The organism is Acinetobacter sp. WCHAc060033 (genome assembly GCF_004209125.1).
Classification (GTDB): domain Bacteria; phylum Pseudomonadota; class Gammaproteobacteria; order Pseudomonadales; family Moraxellaceae; genus Acinetobacter; species Acinetobacter wuhouensis.
This window is the reverse complement of the sequence record NZ_SGSW01000072.1, coordinates 1-12,387: the sequence shown is the minus strand read 5'-3', so window position 1 is coordinate 12,387 and position 12,387 is coordinate 1. Positions and strand designations below refer to the sequence as shown.

Annotated in this window: 16 protein-coding genes and 1 pseudogene; 7 read left to right on the top strand and 10 right to left on the bottom strand. The window is 57.9% G+C overall.

The features are described 5' to 3' along the window. The 5 genes from merB (EXE10_RS19240) to merT (EXE10_RS19220) all read right to left on the bottom strand — a co-directional run. Positions 1-548, bottom strand: a 548-nt coding sequence (gene merB / locus EXE10_RS19240) for an organomercurial lyase MerB (RefSeq protein ID WP_130114450.1), incomplete at its 3' end; no start/stop codon positions are given. Between the two features lie 39 nt (positions 549-587). Further along, complete coding sequence (gene merA / locus EXE10_RS19235; RefSeq protein WP_033917455.1) at positions 588-2,222, bottom strand: mercury(II) reductase; 1,635 nt, start codon at positions 2,220-2,222, stop codon at positions 588-590. A 38-nt stretch (positions 2,223-2,260) separates the two neighbouring features. After that, a complete protein-coding gene (gene merC / locus EXE10_RS19230) occupies positions 2,261-2,686 on the bottom strand; it encodes an organomercurial transporter MerC (RefSeq protein WP_000522996.1) in 426 nt (141 codons plus the stop codon). 27 nt (positions 2,687-2,713) lie between these two features. Continuing rightward, a complete protein-coding gene (merP, locus tag EXE10_RS19225) occupies positions 2,714-2,989 on the bottom strand; it encodes a mercury resistance system periplasmic binding protein MerP (RefSeq protein ID WP_004178136.1) in 276 nt (91 codons plus the stop codon). Between the two features lie 13 nt (positions 2,990-3,002). Then, entirely contained in the window at positions 3,003-3,353 is a 351-nt protein-coding gene (gene merT / locus EXE10_RS19220) for a mercuric ion transporter MerT (RefSeq protein ID WP_001294659.1), read from the bottom strand. Between the two features lie 71 nt (positions 3,354-3,424). Here merT (EXE10_RS19220) and merR point away from each other — a divergent pair, with 71 nt between their 5' ends. Further along, positions 3,425-3,880, top strand: a complete 456-nt coding sequence (gene merR, locus EXE10_RS19215; RefSeq protein ID WP_001166626.1) for an Hg(II)-responsive transcriptional regulator — start codon at positions 3,425-3,427, stop codon at positions 3,878-3,880. A 166-nt stretch (positions 3,881-4,046) separates the two neighbouring features. On the opposite strand, the gene EXE10_RS21740 is transcribed toward merR, so the two are convergent. From EXE10_RS21740 to merD, 5 genes and pseudogenes are all read right to left on the bottom strand, one after another. Next, on the bottom strand, positions 4,047-5,114 hold the full coding sequence (locus tag EXE10_RS21740) for a hypothetical protein (RefSeq protein ID WP_223213852.1): 1,068 nt from the start codon (positions 5,112-5,114) through the stop codon (positions 4,047-4,049). A 250-nt stretch (positions 5,115-5,364) separates the two neighbouring features. Next, complete coding sequence (locus EXE10_RS19205) at positions 5,365-5,931, bottom strand: recombinase family protein (RefSeq protein WP_033917453.1); 567 nt, start codon at positions 5,929-5,931, stop codon at positions 5,365-5,367. A gap of 197 nt (positions 5,932-6,128) precedes the next feature. Next, positions 6,129-7,475 (bottom strand): dihydrolipoyl dehydrogenase family protein, encoded by a 1,347-nt coding sequence (locus tag EXE10_RS19200; RefSeq protein ID WP_033917452.1) that lies wholly within the window; start codon positions 7,473-7,475, stop codon positions 6,129-6,131. 205 nt (positions 7,476-7,680) lie between these two features. Further along, a complete protein-coding gene (merE, locus tag EXE10_RS19195) occupies positions 7,681-7,917 on the bottom strand; it encodes a broad-spectrum mercury transporter MerE (protein ID WP_010591735.1) in 237 nt (78 codons plus the stop codon). After that, positions 7,914-8,180, bottom strand: a pseudogene (gene merD, locus EXE10_RS19190) (mercuric resistance transcriptional repressor MerD); the annotation flags it as partial. The gene merE and the pseudogene merD, both read right to left, overlap by 4 nt. A 98-nt stretch (positions 8,181-8,278) precedes the next feature. On the opposite strand from merD, the gene merT (EXE10_RS19185) reads away from it, so the two are divergent. The 6 genes from merT (EXE10_RS19185) to EXE10_RS19160 all read left to right on the top strand — a co-directional run. Continuing rightward, positions 8,279-8,629, top strand: coding sequence for a mercuric ion transporter MerT (merT, locus tag EXE10_RS19185; RefSeq protein WP_005028429.1), 351 nt, complete (start codon positions 8,279-8,281; stop codon positions 8,627-8,629). A gap of 13 nt (positions 8,630-8,642) precedes the next feature. After that, entirely contained in the window at positions 8,643-8,921 is a 279-nt protein-coding gene (gene merP / locus EXE10_RS19180; protein ID WP_005028432.1) for a mercury resistance system periplasmic binding protein MerP, read from the top strand. Between the two features lie 186 nt (positions 8,922-9,107). Further along, on the top strand, positions 9,108-10,817 hold the full coding sequence (gene merA / locus EXE10_RS19175; RefSeq protein WP_033917451.1) for a mercury(II) reductase: 1,710 nt from the start codon (positions 9,108-9,110) through the stop codon (positions 10,815-10,817). A gap of 35 nt (positions 10,818-10,852) precedes the next feature. After that, on the top strand, positions 10,853-11,506 hold the full coding sequence (gene merG / locus EXE10_RS19170) for a phenylmercury resistance protein MerG (protein ID WP_033869423.1): 654 nt from the start codon (positions 10,853-10,855) through the stop codon (positions 11,504-11,506). A gap of 83 nt (positions 11,507-11,589) precedes the next feature. Then, on the top strand, positions 11,590-12,228 hold the full coding sequence (merB, locus tag EXE10_RS19165; protein ID WP_033917449.1) for an organomercurial lyase MerB: 639 nt from the start codon (positions 11,590-11,592) through the stop codon (positions 12,226-12,228). Continuing rightward, positions 12,225-12,387 (top strand): MerR family transcriptional regulator (locus tag EXE10_RS19160; RefSeq protein ID WP_034714743.1); only part of this gene is annotated, 163 nt, incomplete at its 3' end. The genes merB (EXE10_RS19165) and EXE10_RS19160, both read left to right, overlap by 4 nt.

Genomic DNA, 12,387 nt, shown 5'->3' with positions numbered 1-12,387 from the left:
GCACCCTCATGCTGCGCGACCCAATCGTCAGCGGCAGCGGCGCTGGCAAAAAAGTGGACGTGGCAGCAGAAGGAGCAGCGAATGTCGGATGACGCATTTGGTCGCACCAGTGACACAACTGCGCTCGCCGGTTCGAGCCGGTGCAGCCCATCTGGCGCCACCGTAAGCGATACCTCTTCACCCGTTGTAGGGCAGCGCGAGGAGACGTACGCGCTCCTGCCGAGCAAAGCCGGGAATATTAATACGTCTAGGGCGCACCACGTGTAGAGACGTTGGCCGTCAATCTCAAAGGTATGCGGGGTTTCGCGCAGCGTAAGGCCATAGCCGACAATATTGCCGTCGTCGTCATACTCGGTGCTGGGGACCTGATCGAGTGCTGCCGCGACTCTGTCGGCCGGCCAGTCGAGCACGGTCGCGAGCGTTTTCCGCGAGACGGGACTTCCCTTGGCAATCTCGCGAAGAAGCGGAAGCAAGAGTTCAGTGGGATGTAGTCGGTTGATAACCGAGAAACGCTCCGCGATTTCTTTGACGAAGGTTGATGTTTCCATAGTTGTTTGGCTCCTTGGGGTTTGGTGATTTGATTCCGATTACCCGGCGCAGCAGGAAAGCTGCTTCACGTCCTTGCTGAAGGTCTGCGCCGCGAGCTTCAACCCCTCGACCATCGTCAGGTAAGGGAACAACTGGTCGGCCAGTTCCTGCACCGTCATGCGGTTGCGAATGGCGAGAACAGCCGTCTGGATCAGTTCGCCCGCTTCCGGGGCAACCGCCTGCACGCCGATGAGCCGTCCGCTACCTTCCTCAATGACCAGCTTGATGAAGCCGCGTGTGTCGAAGTTGGCAAGCGCACGCGGCACGTTGTCGAGCGTCAGCGTGCGGCTGTCGGTTTCGATGCCATCGTGGTGCGCTTCCGCCTCGCTGTAGCCCACGGTCGCCACTTGCGGGTCGGTGAACACCACGGCCGGCATCGCGGTCAGATTGATGGCGGCGTCGCCGCCGGTCATGTTAATGGCCGCACGAGTGCCGGCCGCTGCCGCCACATAGACGAACTGCGGCTGGTCGGTGCAGTCGCCGGCCGCGTAGATGTTCGGGCTACTGGTGCGCATGCCCTTGTCGATGACGATGGCCCCCTGCGCATTGACGGCTACCCCCGCCGCTTCCAATGCCAGGCTGCGCGTGTTCGGTGTCCGGCCGGTGGCGACCAGCAGCTTGTCGGCGCGCACTTCGCCCTGTCCAGTGGTCAGCACGAATTCGCCGTCCACATGGGCGACTTGGCTGGCTTGCGTATGTTCCAGTACCTTGATTCCTTCGGCACGGAAGGCGGCTGTGACGGCCTCGCCGATGGCAGGGTCTTCGCGGAAGAACAGCGTGCTGCGCGCAAGGATCGTGACCTGGCTACCCAGCCGGGCGAAGGCTTGCGCCAGTTCCAGCGCCACCACCGACGAGCCGATGACGGCCAGGCGTTCGGGAATGGTGTCGCTGACCAAGGCCTCGGTCGAAGTCCAGTAGGGTGACTCTTTCAGGCCCGGAATCGGCGGCATGGCCGGACTGGCACCCGTGGCGACCAGGCAGCGGTCGAACATCACGACGCGCTCACCACCCTCGTTCAAACTAACGATAAGGCTCTGGTCGTCCTTGAAACGCGCTTCACCGTGCAGAACGGTGATGGCTGAATTGCCGTCCAGGATGCCTTCGTACTTGGCATGACGGAGTTCTTCGACACGGGCCTGCTGCTGGGCCAGCAGCCGCTCGCGCAAGATCGTCGGCGGTGTGGGTGGCATGCCGCCGTCGAATGGGCTTTCCCGGCGCAGATGGGCGATGTGGGCGGCGCGGATCATGATCTTGGACGGCACACAACCGACGTTGACGCAGGTGCCGCCGATGGTGCCGCGCTCAATCAGCGTGACCTGCGCGCCTTGCTCGACGGCCTTCAGTGCTGCCGCCATCGCGGCTCCACCGCTGCCGATCACGGCGACTTGCAACGGGCGCTCGCCGCCGCTGCCCTTGTCGGCCGGCGGGGCATCGGCGAGCATCGCTTTGTAGCCCAGGCCAGCCACGGCGGCGGTCAGTGCGTCCGGCGCTGTGCCTGGATCAAGGGCGAGCTGGGCCGCGCCCTTGGCATAGGACACTATGGCAGATTGGACGCCGGGTACTTTTTCCAGCGCTTCCTTGACGTGCGCCGCGCACGAGTCGCAGGTCATGCCGGTGATTTTTAGATGGGTCATGTATTTTTCCTTTTCTGTGGTGGCTACGGCTGTTGCCGTCAGCCACGTTGTTCTGGCAATTCACAGCTGTCCGGCCCGCAGCGGCGATGTGCTGGCGAGATGAAATCCCAGACCGACACCCCAACCATCAAGGCCAGGCCGACATAGAGCAGTCCACCGCTCTGCCAGCCGTAAGCCCGCATTAAAAACACCGCTGCCAGCACCAAGATCGGGCCTATCGTGCCGAGCGCCGTGCGTCGCCACTGTCGATGATTGAGCCAAGCGATAGCATTGGCGAGTAACGCGATGCCGGCGAACATCGGCAGCAGGATGCCAATGAATAGCCCCTCGTACTGGCTCAAGAAGCCCAGTCCGATGGCCGCGCCAAAGCTGGCGATGGCAGGAAAACAGGCGGCGCAGCCCATCGCGGAAACGACGCTGCCGAGCGCGCCGGTTTTGCCAGCGATGCGCGTGATGAGTCCCATGTGTCGCTCCCGAGTTCGGTTAACGGATCAGCGTTTGAGGCTGGACGGATAGCCCGCGTCCTCGGTCGCCTTGGTCAACTTCTGGACGTTGGTCTTGGCATCGTCGAAGGTGACGACGGCCTGGCGCTTGTCGAAACTTACGTCGGTCTTGCTCACGCCCTCAACCTTGGAAAGCGCGTGCTTGACAGTGATCGGGCAAGAGGCGCAGGTCATGCCAGGCACGGACAGCGTGACGGTCTGAGTGGCGGCGAACACGGGGGCAACGAAAGCGGCGAGAGCGAGGGAGGCAAACAGCTTTTTCATGATGAACTCCTGATTAGTAGAAAAATGGCATGACGTAGGGAAAACCAAGCGCGACCAAGACCAACACGGCGACGAACCAGAAAATGAGCTTGTAGGTGGTGCGCACTTGCGGAATCGCGCACACCTCGCCCGGCTTGCAGGCTGCGGTCGGGCGGACGATGCGCCGCCAGGCAAAGAACAGTGCAACCAGCGCCGCGCCGATGAAGATCGGCCGATACGGCTCCAATACCGTCAGGTTGCCGATCCATGCCCCGCTGAACCCCAAGGCGATCAAAACCAGCGGCCCCAGGCAGCAGGCCGACGCAAGAATGGCGGCCAGCCCACCGGCGAAGAGCGCGCCGCGCCCGTTTTGTGGTTCAGACATACGCTTGTCCTTTCAAATTTGGTTTGGATAGCTTAAGCTTACCTCCGTAGTTATGTACGGAGTCAAGCGATATGCAAATTAATTTTGAGAATCTGACCATTGGCGTTTTTGCCAAGGCGGCCGGGGTCAATGTGGAGACCATCCGGTTCTACCAGCGCAAGGGCCTGCTGCCGGAGCCAGACAAGCCCTATGGCAGCATTCGCCGCTATGGCGAGGCGGATGTAACACGAGTGCGGTTCGTGAAATCGGCCCAGCGGCTGGGCTTTAGCCTGGACGAAATCGCCGAGCTACTGCGGCTGGAGGATGGCACCCATTGCGAGGAAGCCAGCGGTCTGGCCGAGCACAAGCTCAAGGATGTGCGCGAGAAGATGGCCGACTTGGCACGCATGGAGGCCGTGCTGTCTGAACTGATGTGCGCCTGCCATGCGCGGAAAGGGAACGTTTCCTGCCCGCTGATTGCGTCACTGCAAGACGGAACGAAGCTCGCTGCATCGGCGCGGGGGAGTCACGGGGTGACTACGCCTTAGCGTGCTTTATTTTCCGAATTCTGAGACGACCCCTAGATGCCTGGTCAAGACTGCATACTTGCAGTTTTGACCAAGCATCGGAATATAATTTTAAGCAATAAAAACAATATTATGTAGCAACTTCACAAAAAGATAATAATCAGCAGGTTACAGTGAGAAACCTAGATTAACTCGGCATCCTATTGTGAAAATCAATAGCAAAATCTGATTCAGATCGTGGTTCGGTATTGTAGAATTTGAAGCCTAAACATTTAACTTCCTTATAACCATGCTCTTTAACTTCATTTAAGAACTCAACATAGTTTTGTGAATCATCTTGATCTGCATCAAAAACAATTTGGCTTTCATCATCCAAACTAATCAATACTTCCTCTTTCCAAGTATCCTTTTCAAGCAAATGACCACCTTTAGGCTCAATTAAGCATTGATAGTACATTTCACTATTTTCAGCATCATTAATGATCAGCATGTAGTCAGGGCTGAATCTACGACCATCTTTAGGGCTAAACAACCAATAATCGAGTTCATTCCGTATCAGGTAAATCTCTGCACCCTTGTAGCGTGATTTAAGCTCGTCAATTTGAGTTGCAACAAACTTAACAAAGCGTTTTTCTTCACTTGTGCCATAGTTTTCACTGTAGGCGTACCAATCGGCAGTTTCAACATCAAACTGTAGATCGGGGTTGTCATGGCTTGACTGTGGTTTTGCACGTTCATCAGGTGCATGATCACTCGTTTCACCATCTGAATCTTGGATAGGGAACGAAACCAAGTAGATGTTCTTTTCTTGCTGAAAGATAGAGGATAGTGATTTAGGTCTAAAAATATGACTTCCTGTAATCTGTGGCATGTGCCGATCTATGGCTTTACGCACTTCGGGTAAAATCACACCGACCAATAATTGCAGTTTTTCATGCGCTTCAAGTTGGTTAATGTCCTTACCTTCTGAATACGAATATTTAATTTCATATAAAGGTAGATACTTTTCGATCAATTCATCAATACTTTTTATCCCAACAATGTGATTTTTCAGATGATTAAATCGAAAGAAATTGTTTTCTGCTGACATTAATGCCTTGCGGATAATTAACGGGGAAAAGTATTCATCGGTTAAATGAATGGTTTTATACTGAATCCCTGCCTGAATATTATTTTGCTCTTTATCCGTTAAACTTCTTGTATAAGGGGGCGTCGCAGAATTCGGAAAAAAACGTACGCTAAGCAGAACGATCATCGGCCGGGATTCCGGCCATTTTCGTTCGTTGAAGTGAAAGTGTCCGATTTAAAGAAGCAAAAGTGTCCAGAGCTTGCAGTCGTGAAGTAAAAGTGTCCAAGGCGGTCGGGTTTGAATCAAGGAGATTGGTTTGAGGGTGAAGCGCTTTTAGTCGGTTGACGTTCGACATGGTGGCTTGCCTTGTCCACCGCGGCGATGAAGGCCGCGCGGTCTTCCTGGGGTCTGAGGTGCAGTGGAACGGAAAACCGGGTTAAGCCGTTGGCGCCACTTTCAGGTATTGATACAGCGTCTCGCGACTGATGCCGAACTCGCGCGCAAGCGTGGCTTTCTGCTCGCCGGCACCGGCGCGGCGGCGTAGCTCGACAACCTGGTCGTCCACAAGCGCCATCTTACGGCCACGGTAAGTGCCGCGCTGCTTGGCCAGCGCGATCCCCTCTCTCTGCCGCTCGCGGATCAGCGCCCGCTCGAATTCAGCGAACGCTCCCATTACCGACAGCAGTAAGTTCGCCATCGGCGAATCCTCGCCAGTGAAGCTGAGGCACTCCTTGACGAACTCAATGCGGATGCCGCGCTTGGTGAGCTGCTGCACCAGGCGGCGCAGGTCGTCTAGGTTGCGGGCAAGGCGATCCATGCTGTGCACCACCACAGTGTCACCCTCGCGCGCGAATGACAGCATGGCATCGAGCTGCGGCCGCAGGGTGTCCTTCCCCGAAGCCTTGTAGATGAACTGCTTATCCACCTGGACGTTGTCGAGTTGGCGTTCTGGGTTCTGGTCGAAACTGCTGACCCTGATATAGCCCATGCGTTGACCGTGCAAGATGAGTCTCCAAGAGGCGAAAGTGTCAGGGAAACTCTATGACCCTTCGCGGCATCTTTCAAGAAATCACGAAACGGACTCTATCCTGACTGATCAATTCGGGGCATCCTGACATCAGGTTAGGGTATGCCTCAATCTGACGCCTATCGGCCGATATATCACGGCCGCTCCTGGCCCGTGTCGGATTTACGGCCGGACTACAACATATATCCAATGTCCGACGCACCGGTGGGATAGGCGAACATCGTCGTCTTGAGCTGTTCCGCCGTGAGGCCATGGCGTATTGCGAGAGCAAAGATGTTGATCACCTCATCCACATGCGGGCCCAGTAGATGTGCGCCGAGCACCCGGTCAGTTTCCTCGTCGATGAGCACCTTGAATCCATAAGCAGGCTCTGCGGCCTGACGCGCCGTGAACCAGTCGGATGCCTTTTCGCTCTGCATGCGGAACTTGTAGCCTTGCCGGCGCGCCTCAGCTTCGCCTAGTCCCACGGCGGCAAGGGGCGGGATCGTGAAGACCACGCTCGGCACCCCGGTGTAGTTCGGCTCTTGGTGGTTCCCGTTCAGCAGATTCGACGCAACCACCTTGCCATCGTGGCTCGACACCGGCGTCAGGGGTGGGCCCACTTGCGCGGCGTCGCCGGCCGCATACACCGCCGGATTAGAGACACTCTGCAGGAACTCGTTGAGCTTGATCCGGCCCCGCTCGTGCGCCACCCCGGCGGCGTCCAGGTCGAGCGCGTCGAGCGCGGGCACGCGGCCGGCGCCATGCACAACGAGGTCTGCCTGGAACGTCTCCAAGTTCCCATGTGCAGCGGCACGGACGGTGAAGCTGCCACCGTCCCGGTCTATGGTCTCGACGGCGGTCCCGGTGCGCACGTCAATGCCGAGATCGCGAGACTTCTCCACCAGCCACCCGACAAGGTCTGGGTCAAATGGCCCGAGCACGCGCGAAGCCTGCTCGAGTACGGTGACTTCGGCGCCTGCGCGCCGTGCGGTATGCGCAAACTCGAAGGCGATAAAGCCACCGCCGACGAGAATGATCCGGCGCGGCAGGGTCTCCAATTCAAGAAATTCCTCGTGGGTGATCAGGTGCTCCTCGCCCGCGATGCCGAGCTTCATCGGCTCCGCTCCCGAGGCGATCAGGATGTACTCGGCCTCCAGCGGCTCGCCTTCGACATCAAGCGTTTGGCGGCCGGTGAAGCGGGCAAGCCCATGATAGGTATCTATATCCTTGTCGGCGTAACGCTGCCGGTGCTTTTCTGGAATGGGATCGGTAAAAGTCCGCTTGAAGGCGATCAGGGCCGGCCAGTCGATACGGGTCTCGCCGGCAATGCCTTTGCCATGCATGCGACGGGCGTGGTCCGCCGCGGTGGCGCCGCCTACGAGCATTTTTTTGGGATCGCACCCGCGCAGTGCGCACGTGCCACCAAAGGGGCGGAAATCAATCACCGCAACACTCCATCCGGCAGCCCGCACACGCATCGCGGCGACCATCGCTGCCGTCCCGGTGCCAATAATCACAAGGTTGTATCGTTTCATCATTCACTCTCCTAATTCGATAAAATAGGTGCGTTCCGCGGAACGCCAGGATGCGAAGCACACGACCACTCGGACTTTCTAAAGCGTGCAAAGTTGCCGCCACCGACTGGTCCATCGAAGGCAGCACTGCTGCAATACCTGGCTTGGAGCGCTCAACCTGGCTCTGTAACCGTTGCAAGGCAGTCACTTCGGTCCTGCCCGGCGATGATCAGGCACTTCGCCTGAAAGCGCGGATCCCTCGTGCCAAGGACAGGATGAACAGCCCCGTCAGGGCGACTGCCGCGATGACCCGATGCTTTCCGAGGAGCCAGCTGCCCCCTGTGCCGGGGAGTACAACGGCGAGCACCGGCAGGTGGCAGGGACATGTGAGCACCGCAAGCGCGCCCCAAAGGTAGCCGCTGAGCGGCTTGGGTGTGTCGGGGGGAATGCGCTCCTGACTATTCATACAGGAAGCGCCGACGCGCCATGCGCCAATTCAGTCAACTGGGCTTCCAGGTTCGCCAGCGCTTGGCGGCGGCGCTCGACGAGCTGGCGCAGCACGGCAAGCTGCGCGGCCGCTTCCTCGGAGTCCGCAGCATCCAGCGCCCGGCACAGCTGCGCCAACGCATCCAGGCCGATACCCGCCTCGAAGGCCGCCCGTACGAAGCACAGCCGTTGCAAGGCAGCATCGTCGAACAGGCCGTAGCCGCCAGGGGTGCACGCCACGGGCCAGGCGGAACCCGCCGCTGTTTTTCCAAAGTCCTTGACTCCGTACTTAGCTCCGGACGTACGATCATGTTTTCGATGGATCTTGCAAAGGAGAATTTATGTCTGAGCCGCAAAAAGGCCGCGGCGCCCTGTTTGCTGGTGGGCTGGCCGCCATTCTTGCGTCGGCCTGCTGCCTGGGGCCGTTGGTGTTGGTCATGTTGGGATTCAGCGGCGCTTGGATGAGTAACTTGGCGGCATTGGATCCTTACCGCCCCATCTTTCTCGGTGCGGCATTGATAGCAATGTTCTTTGCCTACCGCCGCATCTTCCGGACTACGCAAGCATGCGAGCCTGGCGATGTATGCGCTGCCCCACAAGCCAAGACGTCGTACAAAGTCATCTTTTGGATTGTGGCTGCGCTAGTTGTCGTTGCACTAACGTTCCCGTATGTAATGCCCCTGTTCTACTAATTGAGGAAAAATCATGAAAAAACTGCTTACCGCTCTTGCCCTTGCCGCTACCTTCGCTGTCCCTGCCTGGGCCGCCACGCAGACGGTCACGTTGTCCGTTCCCGGAATGTCCTGCGCGACTTGCCCTATCACCGTGAAGAAGGCGCTGAGCAAGGTAGAGGGCGTTAGCAAGATCGAGGTCGACTACGCAACCAAGCTGGCTGTTGTGACGTTCGACGATGCGAAAACCAGCGTCCAGGCATTGAACAAGGCGACGACGGACGTGGGCTACCCTTCTGAACTGAAGAAATAAGGCATCAAATGACGGCGGCGTCGCCAGAGCCAGATAGAGATGTTGTTCTGGCGATTCTACTGTCAGTCATTCCGTGCACAACCTGTAAATGACGTACGGAGCCTGTTCGCTGATGCGAAAAACTGATCCAGTTACCGAGGCGTTGTACGACTCGGCTTGGGCATAACGGATGAAAGAGAGAGCAAAATGCAAGAATTAAACGAAGTTGGTCTGAGCGTGGCGGGCATGACTTGCCCAAGTTGCACAAAGCACGTTGAGGACGCGCTGCTGGCGGTTCCCGGCGTGATACGAGCGTCTGTCGATTATCCGGCGAACAGGGCGCAGGTCACGGGCAATAGGCTTGACGTATCGGCACTCGTGACGGCAGTGGGGGCACTTGGTTATCGTGCTAAGCCTGCAGACGAAGTGGAAAGCAAAAGGCGCAGTGCTGAACGGCCAGGACTTCTTGGCAGAGCCGCCCAGTGGCTGAGCGGTGACCGCGCGGTGGAGGAGCTGGCCGGTCAGTTACATGTGGCGGTTATCGGTAGCGGCGGAGCCGCTGTGGCGGCTGCGCTCAAAGCGGCGGAAAACGGTGCCCGGGTCACGCTGATCGAGCGCGGGACTATCGGCGGCACCTGCGTCAACGTGGGTTGCGTTCCCTCCAAGATCATGATTCGGGCAGCCCATATCGCTCATCTGCGCCGTGAAAGTCCTTTTGACGTGGGGCTCACTGCGACGCCGCCTGTTGTCTCGCGTGACCGTTTGCTTGTCCAGCAACAGGCGCGCGTGGACGAGCTGCGAATTGCCAAATATGAAAGCATCCTCGAAAGCAATCCGTCAATCAATCTGGTACGAGGCAGCGCCCGTTTCAAGGATGGCCACACGCTTATCGTGGAAGCTGCAGAAGGGGACTGGCACGAAGTGGCGTTTGACCGCTGTCTCATTGCTACCGGCGCGAGCGCAGCCATTCCGCCGTTGCCTGGTCTTGCAGAAACCCCCTATTGGACTTCCACCGAAGCGCTGGTTAGCGAGACCATTCCGAAACGGCTCGCAGTAATCGGTGCCTCAGTAGTAGCGCTGGAACTGGCGCAGGCGTTTGCACGGCTGGGCAGCGAAGTCACGATCCTGGCGCGGCGCACGTTGTTTGCGAGCGAGGACCCTGCCATTGGCGAGGCCGTGACCGCTGCCTTCCGAGCGGAAGGCATCACGGTGTTGACACAGACACAGGCAAGTGCCGTGACCTATTCCGATCGCCAATTCATCCTCACGACCCCGCAGGGAGAGTTGCGCGCGGATCAATTGTTCGTTGCTACCGGCCGCGCACCGAATACCACCAGCCTGGATCTTGAACGAGCAGGTGTGGCGCTCGACTCGCAACATCGCATCGTGATCGATAAAGGCATGCGAACGAGCGCACCGAACATTTATGCAGCCGGCGATTGCACCGACCAACCGCAGTACGTCTACGTTGCAGCCGCCGCTGGCACCCGTGCCGGTATCAACATGACAGGCGGCGACGCAACGCTCGATCTCGACGCTATGCCGGCAGTCGTGTTCACTGATCCGCAAGTTGCCACGGTTGGCTACAGTGAAGCAGAAGCCCAGCGCATCGGCCTGCAAACCGACAGTCGTACTCTCACGCTCGACAATGTGCCGCGTGCACTCGCCAACTTCGACACGCGCGGCTTTATCAAGCTTGTCGCTGAGGCTGAATCTGGACGCATTCTTGGGGTTCAGGCTGTAACACCGGAAGCAGGCGAGATCATCCAGACTGCCGCGATTGCCATCCGGGCTCGCATGACCGTCCAGGATCTTGCCAACCAACTTTTCACCTACCTCACCATGGTGGAAGGTCTCAAACTGGTGGCACAGACTTTCTCGAAGGATGTGACACAGCTATCGTGCTGTGCGGGCTAAACCAAGGACACGAAAAGAGCGACAGAGGAGTTTTTATGTTTTGCGATATTAGACTAACAGCACGTTGCACCCGTGCATGCTTAACCATTCTGTTGGCGGGTACTGCAGCGTTTGGCTTGTCAAACAATGCGCTGGCGGCCTACGACTTTTCTAAGCTGGGAGCAGCGATCGAAACATTGGCGCCGGAGACCGTCGACGGCTGGGAAAAGAAAGCGAGGGCGGGCGATGCCATGGCGCAGAACATCATGGGTCTTGCCTACAAATGCGGTATGGGCGTAAAACAAGACCATGCTGCATCGATCCAGTGGTTTCGCAGGGCGGCCGAGCAGGGTGAAGCTGATGCGCAGTTCAACCTGGGGCGCCTCTACGCAAGCGAAGTCGACGGTATGTATAAGAAAGGGCGTGCGGCTCCTGCCGACGATGCACAGGCGTTCAAGTGGTACCGCCTCTCTGCCGAGCAGGGACACACGCAGGCTCAAGTCAGGCTGGCTCAACTGTTTGCGAAGGGGCTCGGTGAGGTCGCGCGCGACCAGGTTCAGGCCTACAAGTGGATGAGTCTGGCAGCAGCGTCAGGAGAACCAACGGCAGCAAAAGTCATTGCCGACTATGCGGCTCAAATGAAGCCCGAACAGGTGCAGCAAGCGCAATTGCTGGTCCAGGAATGGAAACGCCGGCAAAGCGCACGCTGACGTGATCTTTGAAAAGCGCGGCATGTAATCGCCAAGGGTGGGTTTATGCCGCGTAACCGCTGCTTGGATGTTGGAGGTGGAAATTGGACAAGACTATATATTCCAAAAAGATTGCCGAGAGCCTCTCATCTGGCAATCATCCAGAAGAGTTCGCAACCCTCTTCGTCACCCTGCTTCGTCAGCTTGTGATGGGAAGGCCTGTGTCACGCGAAGCGCTCGGCACCGCACTCGGATGGTCTGGGCAGAGGGTTGCAACTGTACTTGAGCCGGCGCCCGGTACCGAATATGACGAGCAGGGCAATATCATTGGACTGGGCCTGACGCTACGCGAAACCCCTCACGTTTTTGAAGTGGATGGCCGCCGTTTATACACCTGGTGTGCGCTCGACACCTTGATGTTTCCCGCTTTGATTGGCAAAACAGCCCGTGTCACGTCGCGCTGTGCTGCCACCGGCAGGCCGATTACGCTCACAGTTGCGCCAGAAGCAGTGCTTCAGGTTGAACCGGCGGAAACAATGGTGTCTCTGCTAACGCCGGATGCTTCACCCGACATTCGCTGTTCCTTTTGCTGTCATGTGCATTTTTTTGCATCGCCTTCTGTTGCAAATGCATGGGCTTCGACGCACCCGGGGATAGAGCTCGTGCCTGTCGAGAATGCATTCGGTCTCGGACATCTGATCGCGCATAAGCTGTTAGAAGACAGCGAGCGAAACACGGCATGAATGCCTACTCGATTTCGAAGCTTGCTGAAGATGCAGGCGTAAGCGTGCATGTTGTGCGCGACTACTTGATGCGCGGGTTGTTGCATCCCGCCTGGCGAACCGAAGGTGGCTACAACGTTTTCGATGCCAAAACACTGGAACGGTTGCGTTTCCTGCGCG

Excerpts from the sequence above, each read along its gene's own strand:
- merP (WP_004178136.1), bottom strand. The coding sequence starts at position 2,989 with ATGAAAAAGCTGTTTGCCTCCCTCGCTCTCGCCGCTTTCGTTGCCCCC.
- merT (WP_005028429.1), top strand. The coding sequence starts at position 8,279 with ATGTCTGAGCCGCAAAAAGGCCGCGGCGCCCTGTTTGCTGGTGGGCTG.
- merC (WP_000522996.1), bottom strand. The coding sequence starts at position 2,686 with ATGGGACTCATCACGCGCATCGCTGGCAAAACCGGCGCGCTCGGCAGC.
- merE (WP_010591735.1), bottom strand. The coding sequence starts at position 7,917 with ATGAATAGTCAGGAGCGCATTCCCCCCGACACACCCAAGCCGCTCAGC.
- merA (WP_033917451.1), top strand. The coding sequence starts at position 9,108 with ATGCAAGAATTAAACGAAGTTGGTCTGAGCGTGGCGGGCATGACTTGC.
- merT (WP_001294659.1), bottom strand. The coding sequence starts at position 3,353 with ATGTCTGAACCACAAAACGGGCGCGGCGCGCTCTTCGCCGGTGGGCTG.
- merR (WP_001166626.1), top strand. The coding sequence starts at position 3,425 with ATGCAAATTAATTTTGAGAATCTGACCATTGGCGTTTTTGCCAAGGCG.
- EXE10_RS19200 (WP_033917452.1), bottom strand. The coding sequence starts at position 7,475 with ATGATGAAACGATACAACCTTGTGATTATTGGCACCGGGACGGCAGCG.
- merA (WP_033917455.1), bottom strand. The coding sequence starts at position 2,222 with ATGACCCATCTAAAAATCACCGGCATGACCTGCGACTCGTGCGCGGCG.
- merG (WP_033869423.1), top strand. The coding sequence starts at position 10,853 with ATGTTTTGCGATATTAGACTAACAGCACGTTGCACCCGTGCATGCTTA.
- EXE10_RS21740 (WP_223213852.1), bottom strand. The coding sequence starts at position 5,114 with ATGATCGTTCTGCTTAGCGTACGTTTTTTTCCGAATTCTGCGACGCCC.
- merP (WP_005028432.1), top strand. The coding sequence starts at position 8,643 with ATGAAAAAACTGCTTACCGCTCTTGCCCTTGCCGCTACCTTCGCTGTC.